General features: G+C 73.8%; 15 protein-coding genes. 8 read left to right on the top strand and 7 right to left on the bottom strand.

The features are described from left to right. Nucleotides 1–99 precede the first annotated feature (99 nt). A complete protein-coding gene (locus KBC94_RS06985; RefSeq protein WP_294367862.1) occupies nucleotides 100–894 on the bottom strand; it encodes a helix-turn-helix transcriptional regulator in 795 nt (264 codons plus the stop codon). A 226-nt stretch (nucleotides 895–1,120) separates the two neighbouring features. On the opposite strand from KBC94_RS06985, the gene iaaH reads away from it, so the two are divergent. The 5 genes from iaaH to KBC94_RS06960 are packed head-to-tail and all read left to right on the top strand — an operon-like array spanning nucleotide 1,121 to nucleotide 7,069. Beyond that, on the top strand, nucleotides 1,121–2,536 hold the full coding sequence (gene iaaH, locus KBC94_RS06980; RefSeq protein ID WP_294367854.1) for an indoleacetamide hydrolase: 1,416 nt from the start codon (nucleotides 1,121–1,123) through the stop codon (nucleotides 2,534–2,536). A gap of 49 nt (nucleotides 2,537–2,585) precedes the next feature. Next, a complete protein-coding gene (locus KBC94_RS06975) occupies nucleotides 2,586–3,737 on the top strand; it encodes a substrate-binding domain-containing protein (protein WP_294367851.1) in 1,152 nt (383 codons plus the stop codon). Between the two features lie 2 nt (nucleotides 3,738–3,739). Then, nucleotides 3,740–4,594 (top strand): branched-chain amino acid ABC transporter permease, encoded by an 855-nt coding sequence (locus KBC94_RS06970; RefSeq protein ID WP_294367849.1) that lies wholly within the window; start codon nucleotides 3,740–3,742, stop codon nucleotides 4,592–4,594. Then, complete coding sequence (locus KBC94_RS06965) at nucleotides 4,572–6,374, top strand: ATP-binding cassette domain-containing protein (protein WP_294367847.1); 1,803 nt, start codon at nucleotides 4,572–4,574, stop codon at nucleotides 6,372–6,374. Before KBC94_RS06970 ends, KBC94_RS06965 begins: the two co-directional genes overlap by 23 nt. Then, nucleotides 6,371–7,069 (top strand): ATP-binding cassette domain-containing protein, encoded by a 699-nt coding sequence (locus KBC94_RS06960; protein WP_294367846.1) that lies wholly within the window; start codon nucleotides 6,371–6,373, stop codon nucleotides 7,067–7,069. The genes KBC94_RS06965 and KBC94_RS06960 overlap by 4 nt, the downstream gene beginning before the upstream one ends. Before the next feature lie 16 nt (nucleotides 7,070–7,085). On the opposite strand, the gene KBC94_RS06955 is transcribed toward KBC94_RS06960, so the two are convergent. The 4 genes from KBC94_RS06955 to KBC94_RS06940 all read right to left on the bottom strand — a co-directional run bounded on the left by KBC94_RS06955 (nucleotide 7,086) and on the right by KBC94_RS06940 (nucleotide 13,225). Further along, nucleotides 7,086–7,892 (bottom strand): hypothetical protein, encoded by an 807-nt coding sequence (locus KBC94_RS06955; RefSeq protein WP_294367844.1) that lies wholly within the window; start codon nucleotides 7,890–7,892, stop codon nucleotides 7,086–7,088. 28 nt (nucleotides 7,893–7,920) lie between these two features. Further along, nucleotides 7,921–9,873, bottom strand: a complete 1,953-nt coding sequence (locus tag KBC94_RS06950) for a hybrid sensor histidine kinase/response regulator (RefSeq protein ID WP_294367842.1) — start codon at nucleotides 9,871–9,873, stop codon at nucleotides 7,921–7,923. Between the two features lie 174 nt (nucleotides 9,874–10,047). Beyond that, nucleotides 10,048–11,046 (bottom strand): ABC transporter substrate binding protein, encoded by a 999-nt coding sequence (locus KBC94_RS06945; protein WP_294367839.1) that lies wholly within the window; start codon nucleotides 11,044–11,046, stop codon nucleotides 10,048–10,050. Nucleotides 11,047–11,167: 121 nt separating this feature from the next. Beyond that, complete coding sequence (locus tag KBC94_RS06940) at nucleotides 11,168–13,225, bottom strand: hybrid sensor histidine kinase/response regulator (RefSeq protein WP_294367837.1); 2,058 nt, start codon at nucleotides 13,223–13,225, stop codon at nucleotides 11,168–11,170. Nucleotides 13,226–13,324: 99 nt separating this feature from the next. On the opposite strand from KBC94_RS06940, the gene phnD reads away from it, so the two are divergent. The 3 genes from phnD (at nucleotide 13,325) to KBC94_RS06925 (ending at nucleotide 15,814) form a co-directional block, all read left to right on the top strand. Beyond that, on the top strand, nucleotides 13,325–14,431 hold the full coding sequence (gene phnD, locus KBC94_RS06935; RefSeq protein WP_294367834.1) for a phosphate/phosphite/phosphonate ABC transporter substrate-binding protein: 1,107 nt from the start codon (nucleotides 13,325–13,327) through the stop codon (nucleotides 14,429–14,431). Continuing rightward, a complete protein-coding gene (locus KBC94_RS06930; RefSeq protein ID WP_294367831.1) occupies nucleotides 14,418–15,464 on the top strand; it encodes a phosphate/phosphite/phosphonate ABC transporter substrate-binding protein in 1,047 nt (348 codons plus the stop codon). Before phnD ends, KBC94_RS06930 begins: the two co-directional genes overlap by 14 nt. A gap of 110 nt (nucleotides 15,465–15,574) precedes the next feature. Further along, nucleotides 15,575–15,814: a hypothetical protein gene (locus tag KBC94_RS06925; RefSeq protein WP_294367829.1), complete on the top strand. Its 240-nt coding sequence runs from the start codon at nucleotides 15,575–15,577 to the stop codon at nucleotides 15,812–15,814. Between the two features lie 72 nt (nucleotides 15,815–15,886). On the opposite strand, the gene KBC94_RS06920 is transcribed toward KBC94_RS06925, so the two are convergent. Together KBC94_RS06920 and KBC94_RS06915 are read right to left on the bottom strand one after the other, a co-directional pair. Next, nucleotides 15,887–16,816, bottom strand: a complete 930-nt coding sequence (locus KBC94_RS06920) for a substrate binding domain-containing protein (RefSeq protein ID WP_234193204.1) — start codon at nucleotides 16,814–16,816, stop codon at nucleotides 15,887–15,889. A gap of 26 nt (nucleotides 16,817–16,842) precedes the next feature. Next, nucleotides 16,843–18,045 (bottom strand): CaiB/BaiF CoA-transferase family protein, encoded by a 1,203-nt coding sequence (locus tag KBC94_RS06915; protein WP_294367826.1) that lies wholly within the window; start codon nucleotides 18,043–18,045, stop codon nucleotides 16,843–16,845. Nucleotides 18,046–18,197: the final 152 nt, after the last annotated feature.

Here is an 18,197-nt window from a genome sequence, read left to right as displayed (position 1 = left end):
TCGATTATGGAAGGGGCCCGTGGCGCACCGGGCCGATGCGGGCACAAGACCGCGCCGCGGGTGGGCTGTGCCGCCGCGTGCGGACGTGCGGCGTCGGCGTCAGTGCGTCCGGACGCCACCCGCCGCCGGTGCCGCAGCGAGCTGCGAGACACGGTGGGCCAGCCGCGTCCGGCCCCGGGCGCCGAGCTTCTCGGCCGCGTTGTTGAGGTAGTAGCGCACCGTGGTCGGCTGCAGCTGCAGGCTGCGGGCGATCTCCTTGTCGGCACAGCCGCGGAACACCAGCAGCGCCACCTCCGCCTCGCGCGGCGTCAGCGACTGGCGGGCCAGCACGCCCAGCAGCGCTGCGTCGTCCATCACGGTCGCCAGCGGCGCCGTGCGGACCTTGCGCAGCCGCAGCAGCGCCGCCGTGAACGACGGCTCCAGCATCCGCAGGATGGCCAGTTCGCCGTCCTCGAACTCGGGCTGGCGTTCGCTGCGGAAGGCCAGCATGTCGCCGACGAAGGTGTCGCCGTCGCAGGCGTAGAGGTTGAGCCCGCGGTGCATCTCGTAGGGCCGCAGGAAGTCGTTGTAGAACTCGGTGCGCACCAGCTGCGCCCGCGGCAGCGCATGCGCGAAGCCGCCGCAGCGCAGCGGCTGGAGCACGGGCGTGATCGGATCGCAGAACTGGAAATGCGCCTCGTAGCGCTGGGCGTGCGCTTCATCCAGGTTGTGGGCGAAGCTGATGGCGTAGCGGCGGCTGCCGGCGTCGTAGTCGCGCGACACCAGCGACTGCGCCCTGAGCGCCCGCGCCAGCGCGGGGGCCAGCAGGTGCCGCAGCTCGTGCAGGTCGTCCGCGCTCGCAAGCACCCGGTAGCACTCGGACAGTGCCGCCACTTGGTCATTCGAGAGGTACATCGCTGGTGCTGGGCGTGAAAGGGTGCGGGTCGGACGCCGGCCGCTGCCGGTGGCAGCGGATGCAGCAACGGTCGTGCCAGATGCAGCCATCTTCACCACTGCGCGTCCCGTCAATCTCGACGGGTGCCTGGCAAGCGGCTGCTGGGTAGCCTTCCGCTGCATCAACTCCTTCGAGCGTACGCGTGCCGGCCCTCCCGCGGCACCCCCGTGCGCCCACCCTCCGCCTATGGAAAACCCGCAACCGCTCCACCGGCTCGGCATCGCCGCGCTGCAGCAGGGCCTCGCGCAGAAGCACTTCAGCGCCGCTGAGCTGGCGCAGGCCCTCGCCGCCCGCACGCAGCAGTTGGCCCACCTCAACGGCTACGTGGCCTTCGACCCGACGCCCTTCCTCGCCCAGGCCGCGCAAGCCGACGCAGCCCTGGCGCGCGGCGACGCGCCGGCGCTCACGGGCATCCCGCTCGCGCTCAAGGACAACATCGGCACCGCCGACCTGCCCACCGGTGCCGGCACGGGCGCGCTGCACGGCCGCCGCCCGCGCGCCGATGCCGAGGTGGTGCGGCGCCTGCGCGCAGCGGGCGCCGTCGTAGCGGGCAAGGCTGGCATGCACGAGCTGGCCTTCGGCATCTCCAGCGACAACGCCGTCACCGGCCGCATCCGCAACCCCTGGGCGCCGGATCGCATCCCCGGCGGCAGCAGTGGCGGCAGCGCCGTGGTGGTGAGTGCCGGGCTGGTGCCCGCCGCCCTGGGCACCGACACCGGCGCCTCGGTGCGGCTGCCGGCCGCGTTGTGCGGCATCGCCGGCCTGCGGCCCACGGTGGGGCGCATTCCCGGCGGCGGCATCGCGCCCATCTCGGCCACCCGCGACACCGCCGGCCCCATGGCCCGCAGCGTGCACGACCTGGCCCTGCTGGACGCCGTGATGGCGCAGGACGCCACGCCGCTGGCCGACATCCCGCTGCGCGGCCTGCGCCTGGGCCTGCCGACGCAGCGCTTCTGGGATGCCTGCGATGCCTCGGTCACCGCCGTGATGGCGCAGGCCCGGCAGGCGCTGGAGCGCGCCGGCGTGGTGCTGGTCGAGGTGGCCCTGCCCGAGCTGGACGCGCTCAACGACGCCGTCGGCTTCCCGGTGGCGCTCTACGAATTCATGGCGCAGATGCCCGGCTACCTGCGCGAGGCCGGGCACGACGTCGACCTGCCCGCGCTGCTCGCCGGCATCGGCAGCCCCGACGTGGCCGGCCTGCTGCAGCCGCTGCTGAAGGACGGCGTGCCCGAGGCTGCCTACCGCGAGGCCCTGGCCGCCCGCGAGCGGTTGCAGGCGCTCTACCGCGAGGCCTTCGCGCAGGCGCAGGTGGAGGCGCTGGCCTTTCCCACCGCGCCGCTGACCGCGCGACCACTGCTGGCCGGCGGCGGGGTGGAATTCCTGGGCACGCCGCAGCCGGCCTTCCTGACTTACATCCGCAACACCGATCCGGGCAGCAATGCCGGCATTCCCGGGCTGAGCCTGCCTGCCGGCGTGGGGCCCGACGGGCTGCCCGTGGGCCTGGCGCTGGACGGCCCGGCCGGCAGCGACCGCCGCTTGCTCGCCATCGGCGCCGCGATCGAGCGCGTGCTGCCCCCGCCCGCCCTGCCGCCGCTCGACTGAGAAGGTCGTTGCGCGCCATCCCTTTCCCTGGCTTCACGAGGAGGATTCCATGAACCGTCGAGACTTCATCCGCAGCGGCGCAGCCACCGGCGCTGCCCTGGCCCTGCCGCCCGCGCTGGCCGAAACACCGCTCAAGGTGGCCGTGCTCATCCCGCAGAGCGGGCCGGCCGGCCTGTTCGGCCCCTCGGCCAAGGCCTGCGCCCAGCTGGCCGCCGAGACGCTCAATGCCCGTGGCGGCATCCTCGGGCGCAAGCTGGAGCTGCTGTTCGGCGATGCCGGACTGCCACCGGCCGAGGCCGCGCAGACCGCGCTCAAGCTGTGGAAGGGCTCGGGCGCCGCCGCCGTGGTGGGCATGCACGACAGCGCCGTGCGTGGCGCGCTGGTCGGCCTCTTCAAGGGGCAGGTGCCCTACTTCTACACGCCGATCTACGAGGGCGGCGAATGCGCCCGCGCCACCTACGTCAACGGCGAGACGCCGCAGCAGCAGCTGCAGCCCGTCATTCCCTGGCTGGCCGCCGAGCGCAAGCCGACCAAGTGGTACCTGGTGGGCAACGACTACATCTGGGGCCGCAATACCAATGCCACCGCCAAGACCTACATCGCCCAGACCGGCGCGCAGGTGGTGGGCGACGAATACCTGCCCTTCACCGTGGACAACTTCGACGCCACGCTGGCCCGCATCCGCGACAGCGGCGCCGACGCGGTGCTGGTGTCGCTGGTGGGCGGCGCCTCGGTCAACTTCAACAAGGCCTTCGCCAGCTTCGGCCTGGCCGACAAGGCACTGCGACTGGGCACGCTGATCGAGGAGAACACGCTGGCGGGCATCGGCGTGGCCAATGCGCGCAACCTGTACTCCAGCTCCGGCTATTTCGCGCGCATCGACACCGCCGGCGCCAAGGCCTTCGCCCAGGCCTATGCGGCACGCTTCGGCGCGCAGGCGCCCGCGCTCAACGGGCTGGCGGAATCCACCTACGAAGGCTTCCTCATGATGGACGCCATCGTCCGCAAGGCCGGCAGCCTCGATACTGCAAAGATGGACGCCGCCAGCGAAGGCGCGAGCTACACCGGCCCGCGCGGCGCGGTCACCATGCACAACCGCCATGTGGAGCAGGACATCTACCTGGCCGATGTGGACGCGCAGGGCTTCCGCGTGGTCAAGACCTTCCCGCGCGTGGCCTCGGGCCAGAGCTGCAAGGTGTGACGGTGGACGGCAGCCTGGTCCTGCACGGACTGAACATCGTCTACGAGCTGGCCACGCTGACGCTCACCACGCTGGGGCTGGCCATCGTCTTCGGCCTGCTGGGCGTGATGAACATGGCGCACGGCGAGTTCGTGATGCTCGGCGCCTACTGCGTGGTCACGGTGCAGGGCTGGGGCTGGCCGCTGCCCGCCGCCTTTCCGCTGGCCGTGGTGGTGTGCGGCACGCTGGGCTGGGCGGTCGAGCGCTGGCTGATCCGCCCGCTGTATGCCCGCCCCTTCGACACGCTGCTGGCCACCTGGGCGCTGGCCATGCTGATGCGCAAGACGGTGGAGGCGATCTGGGGCAAGGGCTACCAGACGCTCGACACGCCGCTGGCGCAGCCGCTGATGCTGGGCGCCACCGCCTACCCGGCCTACCGGCTGGGCCTGATCCTGCTGGTGGCCCTGCTGCTGGTCGCCATCGGCCTGTGGTGGCGCCGCAGCACCGCCGGCCTGCGCGTGCGGGCCATGACGGGCAACCCGGTGCTGGCGCAGGCGCTGGGCATCGACACGCGCCGACTGGCCTCGCGCACCTTCGTGGTGGGCGTGGTGCTGGCCGGCGCGGCGGGCGTGCTGCTGGCGCCGCTGGTGCGCGTGGAGCCCGGCATCGGCGTGGATTACCTGCTCGACGCCTTCTTCGTGCTGGTGGTGGGCGGGCTGGGCTCGCTGGGCGGGCTGCTGGGGGGCGTCGGCACCATCGGCGGCACGCAGGCGGTGGTCAGCAGCATTGCCGGCCAGACCAGCGGCTACGCCGTGGTGCTGGTGCTTTCGATCCTCTTCCTGTGGCTCAAACCCGATGGACTCCTTGCCCGCCGCTGACCTGGCCCGTCCCGCCGTCGCCCGCAGCGGGCCGGCAGCGCTCGGCCGCCTGGGCGCCTTTGCGCCCGCCGCCGTGCTGGCTGCCGGTCTCGTGGTCCTGCCGCTGGCCGGCAACGACTTCCTGGCCTACCAGGTGGCGCTGTTCCTCATCTACGGCATCGCCACCCAGGGCGTGGCCCTGTGCTGGGGCCGGCTGGGCTTCCTGCCGCTGGGCCATGCGCTGTACTTCGGCCTCGGTGCCTACCTGGCCGGCGGTGCGCTCAAGGCCGGGCTCGCGACGCCGACGGGCGCCGGGGCGCTGGCGGCGGCGCTGCTGCTGCCGGCGCTGCTGGCCTGGGTCGTGGCGCGGCTGCTGTTCGCCCGCAGCCTGCGCAGCGGGCCCTACTTCTCGCTGATCACGCTCGCCATGGCCATGCTGGGCAGCCTGGCGGCGCTGCAGTGGCGCAGCGTCACCGGCGGCTTCAACGGCCTGGGCGACATCCCCGAGCTGCCGGGCCTGGACCGCTTCGGCCACCTCTACTGGCTGGTGGCGGCGGCGGCCGTGGTCTCCACCGGCCTGCTGGGGCTGTGGCTGCGGCGGCCCATCGGCACGCTGTGGTCGGGCATCGCGCAGAGCGAGGACCGGATGCAGCTCTTCGGCTATGCCACCGACCGCATCAAGGCCAAGGCCTATGCGCTGTCGGCGCTGCTGGCGAGCGTGGCCGGCGTGCTGTTCGCGGCGCATCAGGGCATCGTCACGCCGCAGGCGATGGGCTTCGTGCTGTCCACCGAGTTCGTGATCTGGGCTGCGGTGGGCGGCAAGGCCAGCCCGCTGGGCGCCCTGCTCGGCGCGGTGGCGGTGGGCTGGCTGTCGTCGGAGCTGCGCGATGCCTTCGCCTACTGGGAGGTGGCGGTCGGGCTGCTGTTCATCGCCGTGGTGCGCTTCCTGCCCGAGGGGCTGGCCGGCCTGGCCGCGCGCTGGACCGACCGTTGGCTCGCCCCCGCGCCCGCGCGCCCGGTGGCCGCGCCGCCATCCGCGAGCCCGGCCGGCGTGCCGGCGCTGCGCTTCGACGCGGTGCGCTGCAGCCAGTCAGGGGTGCGCATCCTCGACGGCCTCTCGCTGGCGCTGGAGGGCCCCGGCATCCGGGCCGTGATCGGACCCAACGGCGCCGGCAAGACCTCGGCCTTCAACGCCATGACCGGCCGCCTGCCGGTGCGCGGCGGCACGGTGCAGCTCGGCGAGGCCGACATCACCGGCCTGAACGCCTGGCGTGTTGCCCGGCACGGCGTGGGCCGCAAGCTGCAGATCCCGTCGGTCTTCCCGGCACTGAGCGTGGCGCAGAACCTGCAGGTCGCCCTGTGGGCCGGCCGCCTGGCGCCCCTGGCGGCGCTGGGCGCGGCGCCGCTGGGCTGGCACACGCCGCTGCTGCACCGGCTGCTGGCGCGCTTTCCCGAGCTGCAGGCGCAGCAGGCCCTGCCCGCCGGCCAGCTGTCGCAAGGGCAGCGCCAGGCACTGGAGCTGGTCATGACGCTCCTGCCCGAGCCCCGGCTGGTGCTGCTGGACGAGCCCTGCGCCGGCCTCTCGCCGGCGGAGACCCACCGCATGATCGATGTCATCCGCGAGTCCGTGCATGAACTGGGCGCGGCAGCGCTGCTGATCGAGCACGACCTGGCCGCCGTGGCCGCCCTGGGCGGCGACGTGCTGGTGCTGCACCAGGGACGGCTGCTGTCCCACGGGCCGATGGCAGCGATCCAGGCCGACCCGGCGGTGCGCGCCGTCTATGCCGGAGCCCGCAAATGAAGAAACCTCCCGTCCTCCAGTTCGACGATCTGCAGTGCGGCTACGGCGACACGGTGGTGGTGCGCGGCGTGTCCGGCTGCACCGCGCCCGGTCGCGTGCTGGGCATCCTGGGGCGCAACGGCGTCGGCAAGAGCACGCTGCTCAAGGCGCTGGCCGGCTTCCTGCCGGTGGCCGGCGGCACGCTGGCATGGGCCGGACAGGACCTGCGCGCCCTGCCGCCGCATGCGCGGCTGGCGGCCGGCATCGCCTATGCGCCGCAGGAGAACGTGGTGTTCGGCGAGCTCAGCGTCGAGGAGAACCTGTGGCTGCACATCGGCCGCCGCCGCGATGCCCGTTACGACACGCTCTTCGCACGCTTTCCCCGGCTGCGCGAACGGCTGGCGCAACGGGCCGGCGCGCTCAGCGGCGGCGAGCGCAAGCTGCTGTCCTTCGCGCGCACGATGGCACTGGCAGCGCCGCTCACGATGCTGGACGAACCCACCGAAGGCGTGCAGCCCGAGAACATCGACCGCATGGCGCAGTGCATCCACGAGGCCACGGCCGAGGGCCGCAGCTTCATCGTGGTCGAGCAGAACCTGAGCTTCCTGGAGGCCATCGCCAGCGACGTGCTGGTGCTGGACCATGGCCGCTGCGTGCTGCAGGGCGAGATGCGTGCCCTGGGCCGCGAGGCGCTGGAGGCGCACCTGGTGGTGTGACGGACGCGCGGCGGCTTCAGTCGCCCGGCGCGGGCGGCGGGGTCGGCCCCATGCGCGCCGCCAGCGCCCGCCCCAGGTCACCCACCTGCACCTGCTGGCCCTGGTGCGACAGCCGCGACTGCAGGTCGGCCCAGACGGTGCCGCCCAGCTGCTGCCAGCGGCGGCAGAAGGCGTAGTCCTCGCTCAGGTAGCGGCCGCCGCCGGGCTCGGCCATCACGTCGAAGAAGCGGTGGTGCGGCAGGTGCGTGTTGGCATGGTCGCCAGGGTCGGGCGTGTAGCGCAGCTCGGGCATGGCTTCGGCCATGCGCTCGAAGACGCCGCGCTCGATCAGCATGAAGCCGGTGGGCGCGTCCAGCACCGGCACGAAGCCGTCGGCATCGGCCGTGACCGGCGTGTCGCCCACGTTGAGCGGATAGCGCGCGTAGCGGGCGTCGAAGTCGGCCTGCCGGCTGCCCGCGGGCAGCGCCTGGGGCAGGCCCTGCTGCGGCCAGGCCGAGGTGCGGTAGGGATAGATGCCGGCCACCACCGGCCGCCCGGCCAGCAGCAGGCGCAGCGCCGCCTCGGGCTCGAAGCCGATGTCGGCATCGATCCAGAACAGATGCGTCCAGCGTGCGTCGGCCATGAACTCGGCCACCAGCCGGTTGCGGGCGCGGGTGATCAGGCTGTCGCCGTCGAGCAGCCGTGTCTGCATGGCGAAGCCGTGCTGCCAGGCCAGGTTGGCCAGGCCCAGCAGGCTGCGCGCATACAGGCTGCCCACCTGCGCGCCATGGCAGGGCGTGGCGATGAAGGGGCGGATGCCGCTCAGTTCGCTGGGATCGCGCATGCAGTGGGCTCCAAGGGGGATCGAGGCATCATTTCAACGTGGCAAGCAAGGCGCGCAACCGGGCGGGCGCGACGGGCTTGGTCAGCACGGTCGCGCCCGCGGCGCGCAACCGCTGCAGGGCCTGCGGCCCCGTGGCGCCCGAGATGACCACCGCCAGCGCATCGGGTTGCAGCCGGCGCGCGGCGGCCAGCACGTCCAGGCCGTCCTCGCCCTCGGCCAGCTGCAGGTCGCACAGCACCAGGTCGAAGCGCTCGCCCGGCGCGCCGAGGCAGGCGACGGCGTCGCGCGCGCTGGCCAGGCAGACGGCCTCGCAGCCCCACTGGGCCAGCAGCTCGGCCGTGGCGATGCGGATGTGCGCGTCGTCGTCCACCAGCAGGCAGCGCAGGCCGGCAAGCGACGGTTCCCCGGGCGGTACCGAGGCCGCGGGCACGGGCGCGACCTGCGGGGCGGCCTGGGCCTGCGGCAGCGCCAGCGAGAAGGTGCTGCCGCAGCCCAGCGCCGAGTTCAGGCCGATGCGGCTGCCCAGCAGCGTGGCCAGCCGGGCGCAGATGGCCAGCCCCAGGCCGAAGCCCTGGCGCCGGTCGCGCTCCACGTTGGCCACCTGGTAGAACTCCTCGAAGATGCGCTGCTGGTGGATGGGCGCGATGCCCACGCCCCGGTCGCGCACCTCGATGCGCACCCGGTCGCCCCCGCGCCGCCGCGCCGTGACCAGCACGGTGCCGCCCGGCGGTGAATGGCGGATGGCGTTGGCCACCAGGTTGCCGACCACGCGCTGGAGCATGCCGCCGTCGCTGCGCACGGCCAGCCCGCGGGCCCGCCACGCCACGCGCACGCGGGCGGCCGCCGCATGGGCCGCATGCTGCGCGGCCAGCGCATCGAAGAGCGGCGCCAGCGGCAGGTCGACCACCTCGGGCGTGAGCACGCGCGCGTCCAGGCGCGAGATCTCCAGCAGGTCGTCCAGCAGCAGGCTCATGAAGGCCGTGCTCTCCTGCAGCCGCAGCAGGGCGGGCCGCTGCGTCTCGGCCGCGCCGGTGAGCAGGCCGTCGATGAACAGGCCCATGGCATGCAGCGGCTGGCGCAGGTCGTGGCTGGCCGCAGCCAGGAAGCGCGAGCGCGACAGCGCGGCCTGCTCGGCCTCGGTCATGCGCTCCAGGGCCACGGCCGTGGCCTCGCGCACACGCTCGTCGCTGGCCTGCTTGTGGCGCTGCAACTGCTCGGCCATGCGGTTGACGTCGTCGGCCAGGGTGGCGAACTCGTGCATGGGCCGGCCGCGCCGCGGGGTGCGCCCGGCGATGGCACAGCGGGCGTCGAACTGGCCGGCCTGCAGCGCCGCGACCGTCTGCGTCACGCGGCGCAGCGGCCGGGCGATGTCGCGCGCCATGTGCCGCACCGCCAGCCAGGCGCCGCCCAGCGCCAGCAGGCCGATGCCGATGCCGGTCAGCAGCGACTGGATGCGGGCGCGGCGCAGCTGCGTGGTGTCGCGCAGGGCCACCACGCTGCCGATGGCCTGATCGCCGGCCGCGGTGACGCCCGGCGGCGCGAAGGCCATGGTGCGCGAGGCCTCGCGCAGCAGCACGGGTGCGGTGAAGCTGCGCAGGCGGTCCGGGTGGGTGGCATCGGCGCCGGCGGCCACCACATGGATGCCCGCGCCATTGCTGATCTCCACCCGGCTGGCCTGGCCGCCGCGCAGCGCGGCCTGCGCCACGCTCTGCAGCGCGGCCACATCGCCGGCATAGAGGCTGAGGTCCGACATGGCGGCGACCTGCCGCGCGATGGCCCGCCCCTCGGCCGCGAACACGTCGTCGAGCATCGCGAGCCGGCTGTGGGTGAGCCAGCCCGTGAGCAGCAGCGCCACCACCGCGCAGGGCAGCAGCCCCAGCCGCACCAGGTCGCGCTGCAGGCTGCCGCGCACCACGAGCAGCCGGCCGGATGCCGTGTCAGCCGGCCGCGGATCGCCGCCGGCAAGCGAGCCCACGATCATTTCAACGATCCACCGCGCCGGACACCCGCGCACCCTCAATGGTCAGAAGGCCGCGGAGCAGGCCACGCCAGGGCACCCGAGGAACTGGCTTCGCCAGGCCTCTGGGTGCGCCCTCCCTCCAAGCCGAAGGCGCCAGAGAGGGGGGGAGCCGCGCAGCGGCATGGGGGGGTGCTCTCATCTCTGTCCGGCCAAGCGCTCGGTCAGCGACTGCTCGGTGGGCAGCACAAGCCCGAGGCTGCGGGCCACGTTGGGGTTGACCCGCGCCACTGCGGGCGAGGCGCTCTCGACCACGGGCATGGGCGTCACACCGCCCGCCGCGGCGAGCCGCCGGCCCATGGCCTGGGCCTGGCGCGCCAGCAGCGCGGGGGTGGAGACGGCCGCCGCCAGCGCGCCCGATCGCACGATGCCCTCGTTGCTGCCGAAGACGGGCACGCCCGCGCTGGCGCCGGCATGCAGCACCGCCAGCGTGGCGGCCTGGCTGCTGCCGATGGCGTCGGGCAGCACCAGCAGGGCCTCGCAGCGCGGCAGCACGGCGCGCAGGGCGCCGGCCAGAGACAGCGCATCGGGCGCCTGCTCCACCTGCAGCGACCATTCGCCACCGGCCGCAGCGCGCTGCAGTTCGCGCAGCATGGGCTCGGATTCGGCCGTGGCCACCAGCCCCAGGCGGCGGCGCCCGGGCAGCACGGCGTCGATCAGGGCGAGCTGGTCGGCGAAGGAGGGCTCGCGCAGCAGCACGCCGATGCGCCGGCCCGGCATGCGAAGGGCGGGCAAGGGACGCAGGCCCTCGTAGTCCAGCCGGCTGAGCATGGCGAGCAGCAGCGGCTCGCTGCCGCCGCGGTCCAGCGCCGCACGGGCCGCCGCCGCGCCCACGGCGACGGTCAGGCGCTCGGGCATGGCGGCGGGCCGCAGGCTGCGGGTGCGCACGCCGGCATTGGCGGCGGTGCGCTCGTCTTCGGCCTCGGCCGGCTCGGGTACGGCGCCCGCCGGCAGGCGCAGCAGTTCGGCCGAGGGCTGGGCCACGCGCAGCTCGCGGGCGAATTCGGCATGGCCGGGCGCGTCGTCGGCCAGCAGCACCGTCCAGCCGGCCGCATGCGCCGGCCCCAGGCTGGCGAGCAGGGCCAGGCCCAGCAGGGCGGCCCGCAGGCGCTGGCGGAAGGGGGAGCAGACGGGCATGGAGGGGGCAGGAACGGGCGGCCGCCCACTGTACGAAGCGCCCGCGCCGAGGGCGATAAGGCGGAGGGACTAGCGAGGCGGGCTGCCGGCGCCGCAGGCGGCCGGCGCTATATCCGATGGCCTACACCGCTCGCGCAGGCGGGCCGCCGTCCGGCGCGATGCCGCGCGCCACCACCTGGGCCTGGATCGCCTGGCGCAGCAGCCGGGGCGACACCGGCTTGTAGAGCACGGCCACGCCGGCCGAGGCGACCTCGCGCAGGCGCTCGGGCTTGGTCTCGCCGGTGACCAGCAGGCAGGCGGTGTCGTCGCCGATGCCCTTGGGATGCCGGCGCAGCGCCTCCAGCACCGCCAGGCCGTTGTCGCCGGCACGCAGCAGCAGGTCGCTGACCACCACGTCGGGCGGCACTTCCCAGGCGTCGGCCAGGGCCAGGGCCTCTTCGCGGCCCTGCGCGGCCATCACGGTGGCGCCGCTGGCGCCCAGCACCACCTGCAGGCCTTCGAGGATGCCCGCCTCGTCGTCGATGACCAGGATGCGCAGGCCGTCCAGTCGCACGTCGCCGGACGGCGCCGAGAGGGTGAGCGGCTGGGTGATCGTGGCGGCCGGGCGCACCACGGCATGGGCCGGCGGATGCGCCGCCCGCAGCAGCAGCCGCACGCGCGTGCCGCGGCCGGGCACCGAATGCAGCTCGGCCCGGGTGTTGAGCAGCCGCGCCAGCCGCTGCACCGTGGCCAGGCCCAGGCCCATGCCGCGGGTGCCGCGCGACTGCTGCGGATCGACCTGGTAGAACTCCTCGAACACCCGCGACTGATGCTCGGGCGCGATGCCGATGCCGCTGTCCCACACCTCCACCCGCACCGAGCGGCCGCGCCCCCGCGCCGCCACCAGCACGCCGCCGCCGGGCGTGTGACGCAGCGAGTTGGAGACCAGGTTCGACAGCACGCGCGTGAGCATCACCTGGTCGCAGCGCACCCACAGGTCGGTCTTGCGCACCACCAGGCGCAGCTCCTGCTGCTCGGCCACGGGGCGGAAGTTGCGGCTGATCTCGTCGAACACCGCATCCAGCGGAAAGTCGGCCCACTGGGGCTGCAGCACGCCGGCGTCCAGCTGCGACAGGTTCAGCAGCTCCAGGAAGAGCCGGTCCAGCGAGTCCACGCACTCGCGGATGTGGGCGATGCGCTGCAGCTTGCCCGCATCGGTCTCGCCATTGGCCAGGCCGTCGGCGAAGAGCGTGAGCGCATGCAGCGGCTGGCGCAGGTCGTGGCTGGCGGCGGCCAGCAGCCGGGTCTTGGCCTGGCTGGCCACTTCGAGCTGGGCGTTCTTGCGGGCCAGCTCGGCCGTGGCCGTCTCGATGCGGCTTTGCAGCAGCCGGCGGCCCTCGGCCAGGGCATGGGCGGTGGCGTTGAAGCCGTGCTGCAGCCGGCGCACCTCGGCCGCGCCCTCGATGGCGACATGGGCCTCCTCGCCCGCGCCCAGCCGGTCGACGGCGCGCGCCAGGCGGCGGATGGGCGCACTGATGCGCCGCGCCGCCCAGCCGGCCGCCAGGGCCACGCCCGCCAGGCTGGCGCCCAGGGCCAGCAGCACGTTGAGCCAGACGGCCCGACGGGCGCTGCCGACGGCATCCAGGCTCATCTCCACCATGACCTGCCCGCCAGAATCGCGACCGTCCAGCGCAGGCACCGGCACCACGGCGCGCAGGCCGGCGCCGCGCGCGCGGTCCTGCGTCTCGGCATTGGCCAGGATCTCGCCGTCGTCCGACCACACCTGCACCTGCTGCACATGCGGCTGGGCGATGCCGGACTGCGCCAGCCGCAGCAGGGCGCGGCGGTCCAGTTGCGCCAGCGGCGCCTGCGCGGCGGTGGCCAGCTGCAGGCCCACGGTCTGGGCATTCGCCCGCACCAGCTCGGTCATGCCGTCCAGGTACTGGCGCATCAGCACGCCGATGGCACCCATCATGGCCAGGGTGGCCGGCAACACGGCCAGCAGCACCATCTGCTGGCCCAGCGACAGCCGCGCCAGCGAGAAACGCGCCCCGCGCCCCTGCCGCGGCGGCGGTGGCGCGCTGGTGGCGGGGCCGGTGTGCGCCGCCGGCACGGGCCGCGCCGCGGCGGCCCGGGGCGGACCGTCGGCGGCTTCGGCGGCCGTGCGCATTGGCTGGGAACGGCCCGGCAGGGCGCTCATGTGAGAAACGTCACAGAAAAAACGTTGAATGTTTTCTAATTGTGAATTGTCCGCAGCCGCACCACGACTGCGCATTCGCTCTAACCCGTTCAGTCAGCCATGCCCGCGCCCCTCGCCGCCGCCCGTCCCGACTGCCAGCCTCAGAGGCGCCTCCGGCGCCCTTGCCTTGTCGCCGGCGTCGCCCTGAGGCGGGCTGCGCAGGCCCTGGCCGCGCTGTGGATCGGCCTGGCCGCCAGCCTGTCGGCTGCGCAGCAGGTGCTGCCGCCGACTGCGCCGGCGCCGGCGGCCGCGCCGGTGCGCTTCGGCATCCTGCCGCTGGGCGGCGCCTTCGAGTCGCGCAACGACTGGGAGCCGCTGCTGGCGGACATGGGGCGGGCCATCGGACGGCCGGTGACGGTGCTGTCGGTCACCTCGTACGAGGCGCTGGACCAGGCCATCCAGCGCGGCGAGGTGGACATCGCCTTCCTCTCGGGCCGCATGGCGCTGGACGCCGTGACGCTGCGCCAGATGCGCGTGCTGGCGCAGGTGACGCGCCACGACGGCCTGCCCGGCTACCGCGCGCTGCTGCTGGTGCGCGAGGGCGGGCCCCTGCCCTCGCTGGAGGCGTTGCTGGCCGAGCCGGAGCGCTGGCGCTTGGCTCGCGGCGAGCCGCGCTCGGTGTCGGGCTACATCGTGCCGCAGCTGCAGCTCTTCCTGCCCAACCGCATCGCCATGGAGCGCTTCCGCAGCGAGACCGTGGGCACCCACCAGGCCACCGCCCTGGCCGTGGCCAATGGGGATGCCGACGTGGCCACCAACAACACCGCGGATTTCGAGCGCTTCCGCCTGCAGTTCCCGGCCGAGGCGCGGCGGCTGCGGGTGATCTGGGAATCCGACCTGATCCCGCATGCGCAGATCGTCATGCGCAACGGCTACCCGCCCGCGCTGCGGGGCCAGGTGCAGGCCTTCCTGGTGGCCTACGGCAAGGCGCCGGGCGCGCGCGGCGAGGCGCAGCGGGCGGTGCTCAAGTCCCTGCACGACCTGGCGGGCTTCCTGCCGGCGGACAACAGCTCGCTGGTGCCGGCGGCCCGCCTGGCCTACCAGCTGGCGCGCCAGAACGCCATGACCGCGCAATGGGTGAACGAGGAAGCCCGCCAGGCACGGCTGCAGCGGCTGGACGCGGCCTTCGCCGAACAGATGGCCGCCCTGCGCGATGACGGGCGCTGAAGGCCGCCGCCGGCTGCTGGTCGGTGCCCTCGCCCTGGGCGCCGGCGCGGTACTGGCGCCGGCACTCGCGGCCGGTGCGCGGCCCGGCGGCGAGCGCGCCGGTGCGCCCGCCGCCCTGGTGTTCGGCCTGCTGCCGATGGGCGACGCGGTCGAGAGCCGCCGCCGCTGGGAGCCGCTGCTGCTGGCCATCGCCTCGACGCTGCGGCGGCCGGTGACGGTGTTCAGCGCCTTCCAGTACGACACGCTGGACCGCGCCCTGCAGCACGGCCGCGTCGACTTCGCGCTGCTGTCCGGCAAGATGGCGCTGGACGCCGTGACGAGCGGCCCGATGCAGGTGCTGGCGCAGGTGCGCCGACGGCGCGACCCGCGGCAGGTGGAGCACCGGGCGCTGCTGCTGGGGCGCCTGAACGGCGGCCCGGCCTCGCTGGACGCCGTGCTGCAGAACCCCCAACGCTGGCACATCGCGCGCGGCGACCGCCGCTCGGTGTCGGGCTTCATCGTGCCGCAGTCGGAGCTCTTCCTGCCGCATGGCGTCGACATCGAGACCAGCTTCAAGGCCGAGACGGTGGGCAACCACCAGGACAACGCCCTGGCCGTGGCCAATGGCGATGCCGACGTGGCCACCACCAACAGCACGGATTTCGAGCGCTTCCAGGCCCTGTTTCCCGCCGAGGCGGGGCGACTGCAGGTGCTGTGGACCTCGCTGCCCACCCCGCCCGCGCAGATCGTCGTACGGCGCGACCTGCCGGCCGAGCAGCAGGCCGGGCTGCGCAACCTGCTGCTGGACTACGGCCGCGCGCCCGGCGCGGACGCGGAGCGGGCGGTGCTGCGCTCGCTGCAGGCCGACCTGGGCTACGAGCCCGCCGACGACAGCGCGCTGCTGGAGGCCGCGCGCATGCAGCGCGACCTGGCGCTGCGCCATGCGCGCCTGGCGCAGTGGGTGAGCGAGGACGCGCGGCAAGGCCGCATCGCGCGCGTGGAGCGGGAGTACCAGGCGCAGGTCCGGCGCCTGGGCAACGCCGCCCGCGACTGAGCCGGCCTACAGCGGCTGGCCGGGGCGTCCTACCGCGGCGGCGGGCCGCTGCGCCACCATCGGGCCGAAGAGCGGCGCGACCGCGCCCGCCAAAGCAAGAGACCGCCCCCATGAGCAACGCTCCCACCGAAAAGCCCGATCCCGCTGGCGAAGGCCAGACCCGCACCAAGCAGAGCCACGGCCACGCGCCGCGCATGCCGCACGAGCGCGACCAGTCCGCCGACAGCCAGGAGGCGCGCGACGGCCAGCCCACCGAGCGCGGCAAGCGCGCCCTGGACGACCTGGAAAGCGGCCGCAAGGACACCGACCGCGGCCAGGCGGCGCACGAGGCCTATCAGAAGCAGAAATAGGCGGTCGCCCGCGCATTCGCCGGGCATCCACTCCCCTCTCCCCAAGGGGAGATGCAGCCAACGCAGATCACCTCAGCCCACGCGCCCCCAGTAGTCGGCCCGGCCGTACTGGGCCTTGAGGAAGTCCAGCCACAGCCGCACCCGCAGCGGCAGATGCCGGCGCTCGGGGAACACGGCGTAGATGCCGTTCGGTGGCGCCGCGAATTCGTCGAGCACCGGCGCCAGCAGGCCAGCGTCGATCTCCGCCTCCACCTCCCAGGTGCTGCGCCATGCGATGCCCAGGCCCGCCAGGCACCAGTCGTGCAGCACCTGCCCGTCGGTGCAGTCCAGCGGGCCCGAGGGCTTCAGGTGCACCACCTCCACGCCCTCGCCATCCTGCCGCGGCACCTGGAAGGCCCAGCCGCGCGTCTGCGAGGCGTCACTGCTGAGCGTGAGGCAATCGAAGCGCGCCAGGTCCGAGGGATGTCGCGGCACGCCGTTCCGACGCAGATAGGCCGGCGTGGCCACGCAGCGGCGGCGGTTGTCGCCCAGGCGCATGCTCACCAGCGAGGAATCGGGCAGGTCGCCCACGCGCACCGCGCAGTCGAAATGCTCGCCAGCCAGGTCGATGACCCGGTCGCTGAGGTTGAGCGACACGGTCACCTCCGGATGCAGTTCGCGGAAGCGCGGCACCAGCGGCGCCACATGGCGGCGGCCGAAGCCGGCCGGCGCCGTCACCCGCAGATGGCCGCTGGCCTTGACGCCGCCCGCGCTCACGCTGGCCTCGGCATTGGCCACTTCGGCCAGCAGGCGCTGGCAGTCCTCCAGGAAGGCGCTGCCCTCGTGCGTGAGCGTGAGGCGCCGCGTGGTGCGCAGCAGCAGCTTGACGCCCAGGCGCTCCTCCAGCGCATCGAGCCGCCGGCCGATGATGGCGGCGGCCACGCCCTCGGCCTTGGCTGCGGCCGTGAGGCTGCCGCGCGTGGCGACGGCCACGAAGGTCTCCATCTGCTTGAGGCGGTCCATGTCGCGCCCCCTTGCCAACCGGTCGGTCAGCCGGCCGTGGCGGCGGCCGCGCCGGCTGCCACCATGGCCTCGATCTGCGCCTCGGCATAGCCGGCGGCGCGCAGCAGCTCGCGCGTGTGCTCGCCGATGGCCGGCGGCTGCAGGCGCAGGGGCGGGCGCACGCCGTCGATCGTCAAGGGCAGCAGCGGCACCTGGGCCATGTGGCCGTCGTTCATGCGCACCGGCGCCAGGCCGCCGCTGGCCACCAGATGCGGATCCTCGAAGAGTTCGTGCGGCCGGGCGATGGGCGCGAAGGGCAGTGCATGCTGCTCGAACAGCGCGGTCAGTTCGGCCGCACTGCGGGCAGCCAGCCGCTCGCGCAGGATCGGCATCATCCAGGAGCGGGCGCGGACGCGGTCGTTGTTGGTGGCCAGGCGCGTGTCGGCCAGCAGGTCCTCCAGGCCGCAGGCGCGGCAGAAGATGGGCCACTGCTTGTCGCTCACCACGGCCAGGAAGATCTGCTGGCCGTCCTTCACCGTGAAGACGTCGTAGATGCCCCAGGAGGAGATGCGCGCCGGCATCGGATCGGCCGCGACGCCCGTGGCGGCGAACTGCAGCATGTGCTGGGCGACCAGGAAGATGTTGTTCTCGAACAGGGCCGACTGCACCTCGCCGCCCTCGCCCGTCTGCTCGCGCCGGCGCAGTGCAGCCATCGCGCCGATGGCGCCGAAGAGGCCACCCATGATGTCGTTGACGCTGCTGCCCGCGCGCAGCGGATCGCCGGGACGGCCGGTCATGTAGGCCAGGCCGCCCATCATCTGCACCGTCTCGTCGAGCGCGGTGCGGTTCTCGTAGGGGCCGGGCAGGAAGCCCTTGTGGCTCACGTAGATGAGGCGCGGGTTGTCGCGGCGCAGCGTCTCGTAGTCCAGGCCCAGCTTCTTCATGGTGCCGGGGCGGAAGTTCTCGCTCACGATGTCGGCCGTGGCCACCAGCCGCCGTGCGGCCTCCAGGCCCTCGGGCGTCTTCAGGTCGAGCGCCACGCTCTTCTTGTTGCGGTTGAAGGCCGGGTAGAAGCCGGCGCCGGCGCCCAGCAGCCGGCGGGTGTCGTCGCCGGCCACCGGCTCCACCTTGATGACCTCGGCGCCCAGGTCGCCCAGCAGCAGGCCGCAGGTGGGGCCCATGACCATGTGGGTGAACTCGACGACCCGGATCCCGGTGTAGGGCAAGGGCTGTGGGGCGGTGTCGGTCATGCGGTCGTTCCTGGTCCAACACGGCGCAGCGCGTCGGCGGCAGCGGAGCGGGCGGCCTTGGCCCGTGGCACGCCATCGCCTGTGTCGATGGGGTCGATGGGCACCTGGCCGGGGTTCATGCGCGCTCCGAAAAACCGCCGATGTTATCGGCG

Source organism: Pseudacidovorax sp. (genome assembly GCF_017991995.1).
Lineage (GTDB): Bacteria > Pseudomonadota > Gammaproteobacteria > Burkholderiales > Burkholderiaceae_C > Xenophilus.
The sequence above is the reverse complement of the archived record's forward strand: the minus strand, read 5'-3'. Positions and strand labels throughout refer to the sequence as shown.

Excerpts from the sequence above, each read along its gene's own strand:
- KBC94_RS06925 (WP_294367829.1), top strand. The coding sequence starts at position 15,575 with ATGAGCAACGCTCCCACCGAAAAGCCCGATCCCGCTGGCGAAGGCCAG.
- KBC94_RS06965 (WP_294367847.1), top strand. The coding sequence starts at position 4,572 with ATGGACTCCTTGCCCGCCGCTGACCTGGCCCGTCCCGCCGTCGCCCGC.
- KBC94_RS06975 (WP_294367851.1), top strand. The coding sequence starts at position 2,586 with ATGAACCGTCGAGACTTCATCCGCAGCGGCGCAGCCACCGGCGCTGCC.
- phnD (WP_294367834.1), top strand. The coding sequence starts at position 13,325 with ATGCCCGCGCCCCTCGCCGCCGCCCGTCCCGACTGCCAGCCTCAGAGG.
- KBC94_RS06940 (WP_294367837.1), bottom strand. The coding sequence starts at position 13,225 with ATGAGCGCCCTGCCGGGCCGTTCCCAGCCAATGCGCACGGCCGCCGAA.
- KBC94_RS06985 (WP_294367862.1), bottom strand. The coding sequence starts at position 894 with ATGTACCTCTCGAATGACCAAGTGGCGGCACTGTCCGAGTGCTACCGG.
- KBC94_RS06930 (WP_294367831.1), top strand. The coding sequence starts at position 14,418 with ATGACGGGCGCTGAAGGCCGCCGCCGGCTGCTGGTCGGTGCCCTCGCC.
- iaaH (WP_294367854.1), top strand. The coding sequence starts at position 1,121 with ATGGAAAACCCGCAACCGCTCCACCGGCTCGGCATCGCCGCGCTGCAG.
- KBC94_RS06945 (WP_294367839.1), bottom strand. The coding sequence starts at position 11,046 with ATGCCCGTCTGCTCCCCCTTCCGCCAGCGCCTGCGGGCCGCCCTGCTG.
- KBC94_RS06950 (WP_294367842.1), bottom strand. The coding sequence starts at position 9,873 with ATGATCGTGGGCTCGCTTGCCGGCGGCGATCCGCGGCCGGCTGACACG.
- KBC94_RS06920 (WP_234193204.1), bottom strand. The coding sequence starts at position 16,816 with ATGGACCGCCTCAAGCAGATGGAGACCTTCGTGGCCGTCGCCACGCGC.
- KBC94_RS06955 (WP_294367844.1), bottom strand. The coding sequence starts at position 7,892 with ATGCGCGATCCCAGCGAACTGAGCGGCATCCGCCCCTTCATCGCCACG.
- KBC94_RS06915 (WP_294367826.1), bottom strand. The coding sequence starts at position 18,045 with ATGACCGACACCGCCCCACAGCCCTTGCCCTACACCGGGATCCGGGTC.
- KBC94_RS06960 (WP_294367846.1), top strand. The coding sequence starts at position 6,371 with ATGAAGAAACCTCCCGTCCTCCAGTTCGACGATCTGCAGTGCGGCTAC.